This window comes from Streptomyces sp. NPDC026673 (assembly GCF_040638135.1).
In the GTDB taxonomy this organism is placed as follows: Bacteria; Actinomycetota; Actinomycetes; order Streptomycetales; family Streptomycetaceae; genus Actinacidiphila.
In genome coordinates this window covers 65,275-80,728 of record NZ_JBEZXR010000001.1, presented here as the reverse complement: position 1 = coordinate 80,728, position 15,454 = coordinate 65,275, and the positions used below count along the sequence as shown (strand labels likewise).

Here is a 15,454-nt window from a genome sequence, read left to right as displayed (position 1 = left end):
GGACGCCCTGGCGCGGACGCGCCACCGTTCGGGCGACCCCCCGATGGGTCACCCGGGGGGCCGGGACCGGCGGGGATTGCCACATTGATGACGTCCCGTCAGTGCCGGTCGCCCCACCTCACCCCGCGGAGCCCGACGTGCGCCCACCCCTCGGACGGCCAGGCCGCCGCCACCGGCCCGCCCTCCCCGCCACCCTCCCCGCCGCCGCCCTGCTGGCCGCGGCCACCGTCCTCCTCACCCCCGGCACCGCCGCCCCGGCCCCCGGCAGCGGCTGCGCCCCGGTCGCCTACGCCGGCACCGGCACGCCCGGCCGGGGCGGGGACGGCGCCGCCGCCGTCGCCGCCGGCCTGCGCGACCCGGCCGGGCTCGCCACCGACACCGCGGGCCGCCTCTACATCGCCGACTCCGGCAACCGCGCGATCCGCCGCGTCGCCTCCGCCGCTCCCGGCGCCCCGCCCGTCATCACGACCTTCGCGACCACCGACTTCGCCCCGTACGGGCTCGCGGTCGGCAAGGACGGCACGGTCTACGTCTCCGGCGACGGCAAGATCGTCTCCATGGGCGCCGACGGCCGCGCCACGAAGACGCTGCTCACCGAGGCCGGCCGGCACGACGCCGTCGCCGTCGGCGGCGACCGCTCGGTCTACGTCACCGGGGGCGCGGCGGGCGGTCTGCGGCGGATCCCGCCCGGGGGCGGCAAGGCGCCGGCCCGCTACTTCCCCGGCGCCACCGTCGGCGCGCTCACCGCCGACCGGGCCGGCAACGTCTACGCCGTCGTCGACGGGCAGGTCCGGCGCATCGACCGCAAGGGCCGGGTCACCCCCGTACCGGGCGCGGCATGGCCCGCCACCGACGACGTACGCGGACTGGCGGTCACCGAGGACGGCGCGGTCTTCTACCCGGCCCCGCGCGCCCGGACGGCCCCCACCGCCCTGCGCCGTCCCTGGGGCACCGCCCTCGCCCCCGGCGGCCGGCTCTACGTCGCCGACCGGGCGGCCCATCGCGTCTACGTCGTCGCCCGGCCCGTGCGCGTACCGGGCCTGCTGCGCGTCACGGCGGGCCCGCACGGCCACGCCACCGGCGACGTCCTCAAGGGCGTCAGCGGGAACGGGACGACCGTCAGCGGCCACAGCGAACCCGCCCAGGGCGTCCTCGTCCAGCAGGCGAACGGCCTCTTCACCTACACCCCGCGCGACGGCTTCTCCGGCACCGACGCGTTCACCGCCGACATCACCGACGCCTGCCGCGCCACGGCGACCCGCACGGTCCTGGTGCGGGTCGCGGCCAAGCCGCTCCCGGCCGACGAAAGCCGACGCGGGGGCGCCCGGAACCCCGGGCGCCCCCGCGTCGGATGACGTACGGTGCGGTCCTGTCAGGCGCGCGCCTCGGCGACCGCCGCGCCGAGCGCCTCCTTGATGCGCGGACCGAGCCGGGCGAAGCCCAGCTCCTTCATGGCGGCACGCAGCAGTTCGTCGTCCGACCGCTTCTCGCCGTCGCCGTCGATCCACCGCACCAGCGCGGTCAGTTCCTCCGCCGAGTACGCCGTCACGGCCTTGCCCGGCGTGATCGACGGCTTCCCCGGCCGCCCCCCGGGCTCCTCGGCAACCGGCTCCGCCTCGGCAACGGGTGCAGCCTCAGCCGCGGGCTCAGCCACCACGACCGGAGCCTCGACCTCGGCAACGTCGGCCTCGACGACCGGCTCCGGCTCCACCTCCGCAACGGCCTCCAAAGCCTCCGCCTCCGGAGCAGAAACCTCCTCGGCAACGGGGGCGGCCTCGACAACCGGATCCGCCACCGCGACCACCGGAGCGGCCTCCACGACCTCCGCCTCGGCAGCCTCCTCCACAGGCTCCTCAACAACGGCCTCAGGCTCGACAACCGGCGCCGGCTCCACAACCTCCGCCTCCGGAGCAGAAAGCTCCTCGGCAATGGCGGTGGCCTCGACAGCCTCAACCGCGGGCTCAGCCTCCGCAACCACCGGAGCGGCCTCGACAATCGGCTCCGCCACCGCGACCGGCGCCTCGACCTCGACAACAGCGGCCTCAACGACCGGCTCCGGCTCCACCTCCGCAGCGGCCTCCACAGCCTCCGCCTCCGGAGCAGAAACCTCCTCGGCAACCGTTTCCGCCTCGGCAACGGGGGCGGCCTCGACAACCGGCGCCGGCTCCACGACCTCCGCCTCCGAAGCAGAAAGCTCCTCGGCAACGGGGGTGGCCTCGACAGCCTCAGCCGCAGGCTCCGCCTCCGTGACCGGAACCGCAACCTCGACAACGGGGGCCGGCTCGACCTCCGCCACGGAAGCCTTCTCGTCGGCCTCGGCTGCCGGCTCCTCGGCAACCGCTTCCGGCGCGGCCGACACGGCCTCCGCGGAAACCGCTTCCTCGGCAACGGGCGCCTCGGCAACCGGCACCGCGGCAGGAACTTCCTCCGCAGCCTCAACCACGGGCTCCTCGGCAACCGCCTCTGCCTCAGCCTCGGCAACCGCCTCCGGCTCCACAACCTCCGCGACGGCTTCGCCCTCGGGCTCGGACGCGGTCCGGGGCTCGGGGACGGCGGCGGTCTCCGCCTCGCCCAGCAGCGCGACGACCTCGGCCGCGTCCGCCCGACGCTCCGTCAGCTCCGCGAGCACGGCGCCCAGGCCCTGCTCCTCCAGGCGGGCGCGCGTGGCCCTGAGGTTGGGCAGCCGGTACAGCGTGCCCTCGTCCGCGGCAAGGCGCTCGAGCAGCTCCGCGAGTTCCTCGAAGGGGAGGGTGTCCAGCGCGCTCTCGGGGCGCAGGAGGCGGCTCAGTTCGCCGAGCCCGGTGACGGCGGCCTCGGCGGCGCGGGAGGCTTCGTCGAGGAAGTCCGTGTCCGCGGGGACGGCAGGGCGGCCGGCACCGCCGAGCGCGGCCCAGTCGGTACGTTCGGCCGCCGCCGAGGCGAGGGCGGCGTGGACGGCGTCGCGCCGCGGCCGCCCGGTGGCCAGCCCGCGGACGCGTCCGCGCAGGGCGCGGCGGCGCAGCCAGGTCACCTTCACCCCGCGTTCGCGGCGCCAGGCGGCGCTCGCCGTGGCGGCGACCAGCTCGTCCAGCTCGGCGTCGGCCACGTCGTAGGTGTCGGGGGTGAGCGTGCGCAGCGTCAGCCGCACACGCAGCAGGAGTGCCACGGCCAGGCTGCTCTCGGCCACCGTGCGGGGGGCGTCGATGCCCAGGGCCTCGGCCTCCGCCAGGCTGCGCGCGGCGGCGCTCAGGGCGGGCAGGTCACGGCCGCGCAGTTCGGCGAGGGCGGTCGAGGCCGCGCGGGCCTCCTCGGGGCCGGCGACGGTGTCCACGGCGGCGTACCAGGCGTGGGTGTCGGTCGTCACCGTGAAGCCGCCGAGCTCCGCGTAGGCGCGCAGGTCGTCGCGCACTTCCGCGGGGAGGGAGGCGATGTCGGCGGTGCTGTGCAAGGAGGGTGCGGTCATATGAGGTCCGGTTCCTGGCAAGTGCGGTGGGCGGCGGCGGCGTACGCGCGGCGGAGCGGCCCCGGGCCGGCGTGCGGTGGCCCCACGATACGGGCGTGGTCCACCCCGGCGCACGCGCCCCGTCCGTTACGGACGGACCGGCGGATCGCGGCCGTGCACGGAGAGAGAAGGGCCGGATGCCCCATGTGACCCCAGCGCTCTCCCGGAGCCCCCGCACCCGCCACGACCCCTGCGCAGAGAGGGGACGATTTCCACCAAGAGGCGACATAAGACCTCCATGGGATAATCGGAGTTGGGCACGAAAGGGATTTTTTCGTGATCGACAAGACCGTGTGGCGCGGTTATGAGAGCGGCCGACCTGACCGGAGCGGCCAGGCCGAGGCCTTCGACGCCATCGGCGACCGCTACGACGAGGCCTTCCCGCACAAGGAGGGGCAGTCCTCCGCCGGGCTCTGGCTCGTGGACAGCCTGCCGCCCGGGTCCCGGGTACTGGACCTCGGCTGCGGCACGGGGCTCCCCACCGCACGGCAGTTGAGCGACGCGGCGTTCGACGTCGTCGGCGTCGACCTGTCCGCCGGCATGCTCGAGCTCGCACGGACGTACGTCCCCGGTGCCACCTTCCACCAGTTGGACATCGCCGACCTGCGCCCCGGCGGCCCGGCCTCCCTCGGCCACTTCGACGCCGTCGCGGCCTTCTTCTCCCTGCTGATGCTGCCGCGCGCCGAGATCCCGCACGCGCTCCGCACGATCCGTCATCTGCTCGTGCCGGAGGGGCTGTTCGCCCTGTCGATGGTGGAGGCCGATGTGGACGACTTCGCCATACCGTTCCTCGGCTGCACCATCCGCGTCTCCGGCTACCTCCGGGAGGAACTGCTCCACGTGATCGAGTCGGGCGGCTTCGAGATCGTCAAGGAGTTCTCGTACACCTACGCCCCGGCCTTCAGCGACGTACCGCCCGAGGAACAGGTCTTCCTCTGCTGCCGGCGAATCGGCTGAGACGGGACGGGACCAGGACGTGGCGCGGCACCGCACCCCCGACGAAGACCCCGGCGCCACCGGGGGCGGAGCGGAACCGGCCGAGCGGCGCGCACTGTGGCCCCGTGACGCCGACGCTCCCCGCGCGCCCGGCCGGCCGCAGACCGACCGGCTCCGCTACCTCGACGCGGCGACCCGGCGCATCGCCGCCGGCATGGACCTGGACGAGACACTGCGCGAACTGGACGCGGCGGCCGTCCCCGCCTTCGCCGACGCGATCTTCGTCCATCTGCACGATCCGCTCCTGGGCGGGGAGGAGACGGAGGAGCGGGACATCCCCGATCCCGTCGTCCTGCATCTGCACCCCCTGCAGCGGCACCCCCCGGAACGGCCGGCCCCCGGACTCCCGTCGCCCGACGCGGAGGCCGTCACGCCGGAGCCGCCGCCGATCGCGTTGCGCTGCGTCCACCACCCGGCGCAGCGCGGGGTGTCCGAGTGGGTCCGGCTCAGCGTCAGCGGCCGGCTCACCCGGCTGCTGATGGAGGGCCGCCCGGTCTTCGGCGACGCCCCCGGCCTCGCGCCCGCCGCCAGGGAACTGCTCGGCCCGGTGGTCGGCCCGCCCGGCGCCCTGCCGCCCGACCGCCGCCTGATCATCGCCCCGCTGCACGGCCGCCACCGCCTGATGGGCACCCTCTCCCTGCTGCGCCGCCCCCAACGCGCGCCCTTCACCGCCGACGACCTGCTCGTCGCCTCGCAACTCGCGACGCACACCGCGCTCGGCGCCCACAAGGCCCTGATGTACGGCCACGAGGCCTCCGTCGCCGACGCGCTGCAGCGCACCATGCTCCCGGCCTCCCTCCCCGAGCCCACCGGTGTCCGGCTGGCCAGCCGTTACCTGCCCGCCTCCGAGACCGCCCGGGTCGGCGGCGACTGGTACGACGCGATCCCGCTGCCCGGCAGCCGCGTGGCACTCGTCGTCGGCGACGTCATGGGCCACTCGATGACCTCCGCCGCGATCATGGGCCAGCTCCGCACCAGCGTGCAGGCCCTCGCCGGGCTCGACCTCCCGCCGGACGAGGTCCTGCACCACCTCGACGAGCAGGCCCAGCGGCTCGGCATCGAGCACATCGCCACCTGCCTGTACGCGGTCTACGACCCCATCTCGCACCGGCTGCTGATCGCCAACGCCGGTCACCTGCCACCGGTGCTCCTGCTGCCCGGCGGCAAGGGCGAGGTGCTGCCGGTCCCCGCTGGCGCGCCGATCGGCGTCGGCGGGATCGACTTCGAGACCGTCGAGATGCCCGCCCCCAGCGGGGCCACCCTGCTCCTCTACACCGACGGCCTCGTCGAGTCCCGCGGCCACGACATCTGGACCGGGGTCGAGAACCTGCTCGCCCGTGTCCAGACCCCCGGCCGCGACCTCCTGCCGCCGCCCCTGGAGGTCCTGTGCGACCAGGCACTCGGCGACCTCGGCCCCGGCGGCTCCCGCGACGACGACATCGCGCTGCTCGCCGCCCGTTTCGACGGGTTCCCCACGCACAGCGTCGCCTACTGGTACCTCGCCCCCCAGCCCGAGACCGCCTGCCGCGCCCGGCGCCTCACGCGCCGCGCGCTGCACCGCTGGGGCCTCGACCCGATGCTGGAGACGACCGAACTCCTCGTCAGCGAAGTGGTCACCAACGCGGTCCGGTTCGCCTCCCGGCCGATCACCCTCCGCCTCCTGCGCACCGACGTGCTGCGCTGCGAGGTCGGCGACGACTCCTCCCTCGTCCCGCGCCTGCGCCGGGCCGGGCCCGACGACGAGAGCGGCCGGGGCCTCCACGTCGTCGACCGGCTCGCCGCCCACTGGGGCGCGCGCCGCCTGGGCACGGGCAAGGTCGTCTGGTTCGAGCTTCCGATCCCCGAGGAGGCCCGGCGTCGCGGCACGACCCCGGGGTGACGGCTCGCCGCGCGCAGGCCGGGGCGGGCGCCGGTACGCGGCACGGAGGGCCGTCGCCCGTGACGAGCGACGGCCCCCTCGTGGTGGCCGCGGCCTAGCCCTTGCGGTCGGTGATGGTGCGACCCAGCACGTCGATCAGCGTCTCCTTACGGGGATCCGCGGACGGCTCGAGAGAGCTGTGACGTACGTCGATCTTCCCGGACGGCGACGCCTTGTCGATGACGTCCGGGAGTTCGGCGGCGAGGGCGTCGGGCTTGACGCCTGCCTGCTTGCTGGCTTCGGCCACCTTGTCCGCGCCGAAGGCGTTCTCGATCTGCCTCGTGGTCACCGGCTCGTTGGGGCCGTTGCCGAGCCAGGAGTCGACGACGCCCTTCAGGCCGCTGTCGCTCAGGAGCTTCGTCGCACCCTCGAGTAGCGCCTGCAGCTCGTCCATCATGCCGCCGCCGCTGCTCTTCGTCGGGTCAGCCATGGGTTACTCCCGTGGTCGTGCTCTCTGCGGGTGACGCACGGCGGAACGGAGACTGCGCCGGTCGGCGAACGGGGGCGGCCGACATGTTGTTGGCACAGGTCACGCGCGGTGTCACCTCGCTCTTACGCCCCCTTCCAGGCCAGCACGAGCGGCCTGCCGCCGCCGTACCGATTAGGCCATTCGGGTGATGCCGGGAGGCTCCCGCCGCCGGAAGGCCGGTCCTGGCACGGCACGCGCGTGCCATGCCGCCACGCGCCTCCGACACCAAAGCCGGGGCGAAACGTCATAATCCCGGCATGCGCCTGCACATCGTCACCACCTCACTGCTGCTCGCCGCCGCGGGCATGACCCTCAGCGGCTGCGGCTCCACCAAGGACACCGCGGCCGAGGGGCCCGAGTCCGTCAAGTCCGCCGTGTCGTCCGAGGCCCCGCTGTCCCAGGTCGACCGCGACAAGGCCGCCGCCGACGCCGGCATCCCACCGATCCCCACGGGAGCCGAGCGGGCCGCACTCATCGCCGCCCTTCAGGCCATCAACCCCGACTTCGCCAAGGATCCCGACAAGTCCATCGACGCGGCACGCAACCAGTGCGCCGCCATCAACAGCAACAGCGCCCAAGTGGACCGGGAAGCCAGCCAGCGCTTCACGTACCACGGCAACGAGATCACCGATGCGCAGGGCAAGGCCATCAACGAGGCGTTGAAGCGCCTCAAGTTCTGCGACGCCTGACCCTCGCACCGACCTCGGCCCGGCCACGCGGCAGCGAGGCCGGGCCGTGCCATGCCCGCGCCTCCACTCGACGCGCCCCGCGGCGACGCCGACGCACGCGCCACCCGCCCGGGCCGCTCCGTCCCCGGGCGCGTCGCCGAAATGCCACAGCCGCTCCTTCACGAGGAAGGCACGCGCGGCAGATCGCCATACCCAAAAGCCCCCCGGCGGAGAACCGGTCCCCGGGAGCTTCGGCATGTCACAGAACGATCACCCAGTAGACGCCCGGCCACGATCCCGCACATGATGCCCCTCAACCAGCAAGATCATGAGGGAACCATGCGCATCCGCACCGCCACCATCGCCGTTCTGCTCCTCGCCGCGCCCATCACGGCCTGCGGCACATCCGAACCCAGTGAGGCCGCCTGCAAGGCCGCCCTGGTCCAGCTGCTCAAGGACCACGACCTCGAGGGCAAGAACGGCGAATGGCCCGCAGAGTGTGAGGGGCTCGACGACGACACCACGGCTCACCTCGGCGTCGAAGCTGTCAGCGAGTGGGAAAAGATCCAAAGCAACGCCACGGACGACGCTGCGACGACACCCTGAATCAGGCCGCTTCCAAGGCCCCGCCCCCCGGTCGGGGCCTTCGGCATGCCACAGGCAGCGGGCCGGCAGACGCCCGTTCCCATGGGGTGAAACGCCAAGCGGCCCCGTCCAGATGACGCCTGGACAGGGCCGCTGCCGGTAGGCCGTGTGGGACTCGAACCCACAACCAATGGATTAAAAGTCCACTGCTCTGCCAATTGAGCTAACGGCCCGCACCCCGCAGCATAGCCGGACGGCGGCCGTGGCTCCGAGCGCATTCGGCCCGTGCGGCGCGGCCGCCGCCGGCGAGGGGGTGCCTGCGGGTCAGCCGGGGGTGTCGGCCGGAGCCGCGGCGGGGGTCTCGGCGGAGGCCGGGCCCCGGTCGCGGAGGAACCAGGTGCGGGCGGAGGCGAACCACCACGTCGCGGCGAAGCCGAGGACGACGAGGACCGCGATCGGGGCGTAGTTGAAGGTGTCGACCGTGACCGGGCTCACCTGCGGCAGCATGAAGAGCACGGTGATGAAGGCCACCCAGATCACGGCGACGACGCCGATGGGCCGTGACCAGCGGCCGAGGTGCCAGGGGCCGCGCTCGAAGTCGTCCCCCTTCCCCAGGCGCAGGAAGGTGGGGATGACGTACGCGATGTAGAGACCGATCACCGCGATGGAGGTCACGGCGGCATAGGCCGTGAGGTTGATCAGATACGGCAGGCCGAGGACGAGCGCGCCGAGCGCGGCCAGCCAGACGGCGTTCGTGGGCGTCTTGGTACGCGGGTTGATGCGCTGCCAGAGCGACGAGAAGGGCAGCGCGCCGTCGCGCGAGAAGGCGTAGATCATGCGGCTGTTGGCGGTGACGGAGGCCATGCCGCAGAAGAGCTGGGCGCCGATGACGACGAGCAGCAGGAGCTTGCCGCCGACGTCGCCGAGGCCGTCGATGAGGATCTGCGCCGGCGGGACCCCGGTCGGGGTGTCGAGGACCTTGCCGTACGACTGGATGGCGTAGGTGAAGCCGAGCAGCAGCACGAAGCCCGCGATCCACGAGATCCAGATGGAGCGGACGATGCCGCGCGGCCCGGCGGTGGCCGCGTCGTGGGTCTCCTCGGTCATGTGGGCGGAGGCGTCGTAGCCGGTGAAGGTGTACTGCGCCATGAGCAGGCCGAGCAGGACGACGTAGAAGCCGCTGCCCCAGCCGGTGTTGTTGACGAAGTGGGTGAAGACGAACGAGGTCGACTGGTGCCGGTCCGGCACGAAGGCCAGCGCGCCGACGATCAGGCCGACGCCGAGCACGTGCCACCAGACGCTGATGTCGTTGAGGAGCGCGACGATGCGGACGCCGAAGGTGTTGAGCAGACCGTGCAGCACCAGGATCGCGGCGAACAGCACGATCGTGTGGCCCGGGGTGCTCGCGAAGCCGAACTGCAGGTCCAGGTAGGCGTTGAGGAAGCTCGCGGCGCCGAAGTCGATGCCGGCGGTGACGGCGACCTGCCCGAGCACGTTGAACCACCCCGCGAACCACGCCCACGCGGCGGCGCTGCGCGACGGGGCGAGCCGGTGGGCCCAGTAGTACAGGCCGGCGGAGGTGGGGTAGGCGGAGCAGATCTCGGCCATCGCCAGGCCCACGACCAGCGTCATGAGGCCGACGGCGATCCAGCCCCAGGTGATGACCGCGGGGCCGCCGGTGTTCATGCCGAACGCGTAGAGCGTCAGGCAGCCGGACAGCACCGAGATGATCGTGAACGAGACCGCGAAGTTGGAGAACGCGGACATGCGGCGGGCCAGCACCTGGGTGTAGCCGAGCTGGCGGAGGCGTTCCTCGTCGGAGACCGGGGCCGGGGGAGTCCCGGCCTCGTCCGTGCCTTTTGGAATTGTCATGCCCCCAGCGATTCCCTCGCTGGGGGCATGACATGCGTCTACGCCTGGCCGAAATTGACCGTAATTATCCTTCGGGCGCCCGGCGCCGAAGACGGCCTTGGGGGCCCGACCGGAACGAGACGGGACGGGACGCGACAGAACGGGAAAGCCGAAGGGCCCGGCGGATGGATGTCCATCCGCCGGGCCCTTCCCGGTGAACCTCGGTCAGCCGTTGCGCTTCCAGCGCGGCTTGTCCGTACGGCGGTCGAACCCGCCGGGGCGATGGTCGTCACGACGGCCGTACGGGCGGCGGTCGTTGGCGTCACGGTCGCGGTTGAACGACGGGCGGTCGTCCCGACGGTCCCGGTTGACGGGGCGGTCGCCGCCGAAGTGGCGGTCGCGCGACTCGTGGGAGCGCGCCGGACGGTCGTCACGACGGTCGAAGCCGCGGTCACGGTCGCGGTCGCGGTTGAACGAGGGACGGTCGTCACGACGGTCCCGGTTGAACGAGGGACGGTCATCACGACGGTCCCGGTTGAACGACGGACGGTCGTCACGACGGTCCCGGTTGAACGACGGACGGTCGTCACGGCGATCCCGGTTGAACGACGGACGGTCGTCACGACGGTCCCGGTTGAACGACGGACGGTCGTCACGACGCTCGTACCCGCGGTCGCCACGCTCACCGCGGTCCCGGTCGCGGAACGACGGGCGGTCGTCGCGGCGGCGCTCGTAGTTGCCCCGGTCGTCGCGGCGCTGGAAACCGCGCTGCTCGGACGGCGGCTCCTCCGCGGCCTGGGCCGGGACGGCCGCCGCGGCGGCGGCCGCCTCCGCGGCTTCGGCCTGGGCGGCGGCCACGGCGGCCTCCGGGTCCTCGCCGCGCTCGCGGGCGGCGCGCGCGGTGAGGCGGTCGGCCTCGTCGCGCAGCTCGGCGGCGCGGCGCTGCGCGCGCTCCAGCGACTTGGTGAGGTCGGCGACCTCACGCTCGGCCTGCTGGGCGGCGTTGCCCGCGGCGTCGGCCTGCACCTCGGTCAGCGACCGGGCACCGGTGATCTTGGCCACGTCCTCGTCGAACGCGCCGGCGCCGCCGACGACGTGGCGCGAGGCGTCGACGCCCGCGTCCTCCATCAGCCGGAAGATCTGCTTGCGCTGGTGCGGCAGGGCGAGCGAGACGACCGTGCCGGACTGGCCGGCGCGGGCGGTACGGCCCGAGCGGTGCAGGTAGTCCTTGTGGTCGCCGGCCGGGTCCACGTTGAGGACCAGGTCGATGCCGTCCACGTGGATGCCGCGGGCCGCGACGTCGGTGGCGACGAGGACGTTGACGTAACCGTCCTTGAAGTCGGCCAGCGTGCGGGTGCGGGCGCCCTGGGTCATGCCGCCGTGCAGGGCGTCGGCCTTGACGCCCGCGTCGCGCAGCTGCTCGGCGACGCGGTCGGCGCCCATCTGGGTGCGGACGAAGATGATGGTGCGGCCCTTGCGGGCGGCGATGGCGGCGGTGACCGGGGCCTTGTCCTTGGGCTTCACGACCAGGACGTGGTGGGTCATGGTGGTGACCGCGCCCGCCGAGGGGTCGACCTCGTGCGTGATCGGGTCCTTCAGGTACCGCTTGACCAGGGTGTCGATCTCGTTCTCCAGCGTGGCGGAGAACAGCAGCCGCTGACCGCCCTGCGGGATCAGGTCGAGGATCTCGGTGACCTCGGGCAGGAAGCCCATGTCGGCCATCTGGTCGGCCTCGTCGAGGACGGCGATCCGTACCTGGTCCAGCGAGCAGGCGCCGCGCTCGATCAGGTCGCGCAGCCGGCCCGGGGTGGCGACGAGGATGTCGACGCCGCGCTCCAGGGCGTAGATCTGGTTCTGCATGGAGGTGCCGCCGCAGACGACCTTCATCTTCAGGCCGAGCACGTCACCGTACGGCTGCAGCGCGTCGGCGACCTGCATCGCCAGCTCGCGGGTCGGGGTGAGGATCACGCCGCGCGGGCGCTTCCGCTCGGTGCGGCCCTCGGCCAGCGAGGTGAGCAGCGGCAGACCGAAGGAGAGGGTCTTGCCGGACCCGGTGCGGCCGCGGCCGAGGATGTCGCTGCCGGCCAGGGCGTCGGGGATCGTCGCCGCCTGGATCGGGAAGGGGGTGGTCACCCCGTTCTGCGCCAGCTTGCGGACGATGGACTCGGGCAGACCGAGGTCGCCGAAGGTCACGGTGGGGGTCTCGGGAGCGGAGTGCTCCTCGGTGACGGCCTCGTCGGTGCCGTCGGTGTCGATGGGCATGGCGGAACGGTCGGCAGTGTCAATAGACATGCTGAAGCTAAAACCTCTCGGAGATTTCGGCACGCGCCAGCTCCGGAGGTTGCTTACAACCGCCTCGATGCGGTCAGCCACAGGAGAAAAGGAACGCGCCAACGCGGCGCGCTTCGGTTCGGCGCCGGGCAGTGGGATCAAACGATCTGCCAGCATACGCATACGAGACCGCTTTGGCCAATTCGGTCCTCTCGGTCCCCTGTATGCCTCATGCTGCCCCGTTCACCGACGGGGCGCTGGACGGCGACGGCTCCGGCGACGGGCCCCCGGACGGCGGCGGGGAGGTGTCGCCGGGCGAGGGGGTCGTCGAGGGCCGGTCCGACGGGGGCGCGGAGTGCGAGGGCCGCCCCGAGGACGACGGCCGTCCCGAGGGCTTCCCGCTGTGGGAGCCCGGCCCCTGGGTCGGCCCCGGGACCGACTCCTCGGCGGACGCCGAAGGCGAACCGGACCCCGGGGAGTGTCCCCCCGACCGTCCCTCCGCCCCGCCCGGGCCGCCCGCGCCCGGCATCACCATGCCGCCGTCCTCCCAGGTACCCCCCGTCCCGCCCGCCTCTCCGGCCACACCGGACGAGGCACCTTTCGGCTGGGCGTCGCCGCCCTTCCCGTCCACGCTCACACAGCCGGTCACGGAGCCAAGGGCGAACACGGGCAGGAGCAGTACGGCCGCCGTACGCGCGCGGGCGGTGGCAGGGGTCACGGGGGCACCTCTGGGGAATCTGACGAGACCGGCGGATCCACCGGCGGTCGTCGGGAAATCGGGTTCCGCGCTGTCCAACGGGCACGCGGCCCTCGGGGACACGCCCCGCGCGGCGCGCACCCGCCGCTCCGCCGGCGTCGGGCCCACGGGCAGGGACGATGCGCGGGGCGCCGACGCCCCGTCGCACGCCCCCGTCGCACGCCCCCACCGGTCACCCCGACGGTCACCCCGACGGCCCGCGCGGTCCGGTCTCCCGCCCGGGCGACGCGCCGCGCGCGGCTCCAACTCGTCCGCCGCACCCGCCGGTACGGGCCGCACCCCGCCGCGCAGGGCCGGCGCCGCCGTCGAAGGCACCTCGCCCGCCCGACGCCAATCCGCGTCGAACGCTGCCCGAACGGCCGTCCGTCCCGGACAATGGCGGTGTGCTGGAGATGTCACGCGAAGCGTTCGAGGAACTGGTCAGCGACGCGCTGGACCGGATCCCGCCCGAGCTGACCCGGGTCATGGACAACGTGGCGGTGTTCGTCGAGGACGAGCCCGACCCCTCCGACCCGGAGCTGCTCGGGCTGTACGAGGGGACGCCGCTGACCGAGCGCGGGGAGTGGTACGCAGGCGTCCTGCCGGACCGGATCACGATCTACCGGGGCCCGACCCTGCGCATGTGCGGCACGAAGGAGGAGATCGTGGACGAGGTCGCCACGACCGTCGTCCACGAGGTGGCGCACCACTTCGGCATCGAGGACGAGCGCCTGCACGAACTCGGCTGGGGCTGAGGCGCCCGCTCCCGGCACGTTGGCGCCGCGGACCCCCGGCGTCCGGACTGCGCGCGCTCGCGGCACGGGGCGCGCCGGACCCCGGCGGCGGGGCATGGCCCGTGACGGCCCGGGGCATACGTCGGCAATGGTCCGTGTTCGCTCTCGTGTGCCCCGCATCCGTGACCTGTGGCGCCGTCGCCGCACCGCCGCCCCGCCCGCGCCCGCACTGCCCGCCGCCCCCGCCCGCCCGTACCTCGGCGCGCTCGGGCTGCTGGCCGTGACGCTGGTCGGCGGCTGGCTCGGCCTGGTGGTGCTCGGCAGCGTCGAGGAACCGGTCGGCCCGATGAACACCCGGATGTCGCTGCATCCGTCCTGGACCGGGGACACCAAGGTGAACGTCTCACCGTTGGGCGCCCTCCAGCTGGACAGCCACGACGGCCCGCTCCGCCTGGTCGTCGACGTCGACACACTCGACCCCGAGCGGGCCAGGACCCTCGTACGGCACCCCGAACGGCTCAGCGGACTGCAGAGCGAGGTCACCGCCGACGTCGAGCGCAGCACGGCCGAACTCGCGCTGCGTTCCTCGGTGGCCGCGCTGACCGGCGCGACCGCCCTTGGCCTCGTCGTCTACCGCAGGCCCCGCCGCGCGCTCGCCGCGGGCGGGCTGTCCCTGGCCGTGCTGGTGGCCTGCGCGGGCACCGCGTACGGCACCTGGAACCCGCGCAGCGTCCTGGAGCCCCGCTTCTCCGGGCTGCTGAGCAGCGCCCCCTCGGTGGTCGGCAACGCGCGCAGCATCGTCAGCGACTTCGACATCTACCAGCAGGAACTCGCCCGCCTGGTGACCAACATGACCCGGCTGTACGACGCGACGTCCACGCTGCCCGCGTACAACCCGGACCCGACGACCCTGCGCGTGCTGCATGTCTCGGACATCCATCTCAACCCGGTGGCCTGGCAGATCATCGAGTCCGTCGTCACCGAGTACAAGATCGATGTGATCGTGGACACCGGCGACCTGATGGACCACGGCACCACCGCCGAGAACGGCTTCACCTCCGCCATCCCCGACCTCGGCGCGCCCTACGTCTTCGTCCGCGGCAACCACGACTCCATGGACAGCCAGCGCGCGGTCGCGAGCCGGGCCAACGCGCACGTGGTCGACGACGGCCGCTCCGTGGTCGTGAAGGGACTGCGCATTGCCGGCATCGGCGACCCCCAGTTCACCCCGGACCGCTCGGTCGCGGCGGCCGGCGACCCGGCGGAACGGGTGGCCGGGCAGAAGCTGGCCGACGCCGTACGGCGGCAGAACGCCACGGGCGCCAAGGTCGACATCGCCATCGCCCACAACCCGATCGCCGCCGCCCAGTCGGACGGCATCGTCCCGCTGCTCCTGGCCGGGCACACCCACACCCGGGACGTCGGCGTCCTGAAGCAGGGCAGCCGGCTGATGGTCCAGGGCACGACGGGCGGCGGCGGACTGCGCGCGGTGGAGGGGGACACCCCCCAGAAGGTGGAGGCCTCCGTGCTCTATCTGGACCGGGACACCCACACGCTCCAGGCCTGGGACGAGATCACCCTGGGCGGGCTCGGCCTGTCCACCGCCGAGGTCTCCCGGCACCTCCCGGAGGACGTCACGCCGGGACGCCCGCCGTCGCCCACCCCCTCCCCAACGCCCTCCGCCACGGCGACGACCAGCCCGTAAACCGTTTTGGCGATCCCCCGTCGCATCCCATATGCTGCTG

Annotated in this window: 11 protein-coding genes and 1 tRNA gene; 7 read left to right on the top strand and 5 right to left on the bottom strand. The window is 73.4% G+C overall.

Annotation, left to right across the window (positions count from 1 at the left end; all coding sequences use genetic code 11):
* Positions 1 to 137 precede the first annotated feature (137 nt).
* A complete protein-coding gene (locus AB0F62_RS00385; RefSeq protein ID WP_361790163.1) occupies positions 138 to 1,355 on the top strand; it encodes an Ig-like domain-containing protein in 1,218 nt (405 codons plus the stop codon).
* Between the two features lie 17 nt (positions 1,356 to 1,372).
* Here AB0F62_RS00385 and AB0F62_RS00380 read toward each other — a convergent pair whose 3' ends face one another.
* Positions 1,373 to 3,442 (bottom strand): hypothetical protein, encoded by a 2,070-nt coding sequence (locus AB0F62_RS00380; RefSeq protein ID WP_361790160.1) that lies wholly within the window; start codon positions 3,440 to 3,442, stop codon positions 1,373 to 1,375.
* Positions 3,443 to 3,757: 315 nt separating this feature from the next.
* Between AB0F62_RS00380 and AB0F62_RS00375 the strand changes: the two genes are divergently transcribed.
* Positions 3,758 to 4,438, top strand: coding sequence for a class I SAM-dependent methyltransferase (locus tag AB0F62_RS00375; RefSeq protein ID WP_361790157.1), 681 nt, complete (start codon positions 3,758 to 3,760; stop codon positions 4,436 to 4,438).
* Positions 4,439 to 4,457: 19 nt separating this feature from the next.
* The gene (locus tag AB0F62_RS00370) at positions 4,458 to 6,356 is read left to right on the top strand and encodes a SpoIIE family protein phosphatase (RefSeq protein ID WP_361790154.1); all 1,899 of its coding nucleotides are present in this window, start codon (positions 4,458 to 4,460) and stop codon (positions 6,354 to 6,356) included.
* 94 nt (positions 6,357 to 6,450) lie between these two features.
* Here the strand turns inward: AB0F62_RS00370 and AB0F62_RS00365 are convergent, their stop codons facing one another.
* Positions 6,451 to 6,825 (bottom strand): YidB family protein, encoded by a 375-nt coding sequence (locus AB0F62_RS00365; protein ID WP_361790151.1) that lies wholly within the window; start codon positions 6,823 to 6,825, stop codon positions 6,451 to 6,453.
* 296 nt (positions 6,826 to 7,121) lie between these two features.
* Between AB0F62_RS00365 and AB0F62_RS00360 the strand changes: the two genes are divergently transcribed.
* Both AB0F62_RS00360 and AB0F62_RS00355 read left to right on the top strand, forming a co-directional pair.
* A complete protein-coding gene (locus AB0F62_RS00360) occupies positions 7,122 to 7,553 on the top strand; it encodes a hypothetical protein (protein ID WP_361790148.1) in 432 nt (143 codons plus the stop codon).
* A 282-nt stretch (positions 7,554 to 7,835) separates the two neighbouring features.
* Positions 7,836 to 8,138: a hypothetical protein gene (locus tag AB0F62_RS00355; protein ID WP_361790145.1), complete on the top strand. Its 303-nt coding sequence runs from the start codon at positions 7,836 to 7,838 to the stop codon at positions 8,136 to 8,138.
* 139 nt (positions 8,139 to 8,277) lie between these two features.
* Here AB0F62_RS00355 and AB0F62_RS00350 read toward each other — a convergent pair.
* The 3 genes from AB0F62_RS00350 to AB0F62_RS00340 all read right to left on the bottom strand — a co-directional run bounded on the left by AB0F62_RS00350 (position 8,278) and on the right by AB0F62_RS00340 (position 12,260).
* A tRNA-Lys gene (locus tag AB0F62_RS00350) sits at positions 8,278 to 8,350 on the bottom strand.
* 91 nt (positions 8,351 to 8,441) lie between these two features.
* Entirely contained in the window at positions 8,442 to 9,989 is a 1,548-nt protein-coding gene (locus tag AB0F62_RS00345) for an amino acid permease (RefSeq protein WP_361790142.1), read from the bottom strand.
* A 204-nt stretch (positions 9,990 to 10,193) separates the two neighbouring features.
* Positions 10,194 to 12,260: a DEAD/DEAH box helicase gene (locus tag AB0F62_RS00340; RefSeq protein WP_361790139.1), complete on the bottom strand. Its 2,067-nt coding sequence runs from the start codon at positions 12,258 to 12,260 to the stop codon at positions 10,194 to 10,196.
* A gap of 1,119 nt (positions 12,261 to 13,379) precedes the next feature.
* On the opposite strand from AB0F62_RS00340, the gene AB0F62_RS00335 reads away from it, so the two are divergent.
* The gene (locus AB0F62_RS00335; protein ID WP_361790136.1) at positions 13,380 to 13,730 is read left to right on the top strand and encodes a metallopeptidase family protein; all 351 of its coding nucleotides are present in this window, start codon (positions 13,380 to 13,382) and stop codon (positions 13,728 to 13,730) included.
* 148 nt (positions 13,731 to 13,878) lie between these two features.
* A complete protein-coding gene (locus AB0F62_RS00330) occupies positions 13,879 to 15,414 on the top strand; it encodes a metallophosphoesterase (protein WP_361790133.1) in 1,536 nt (511 codons plus the stop codon).
* Positions 15,415 to 15,454: the final 40 nt, after the last annotated feature.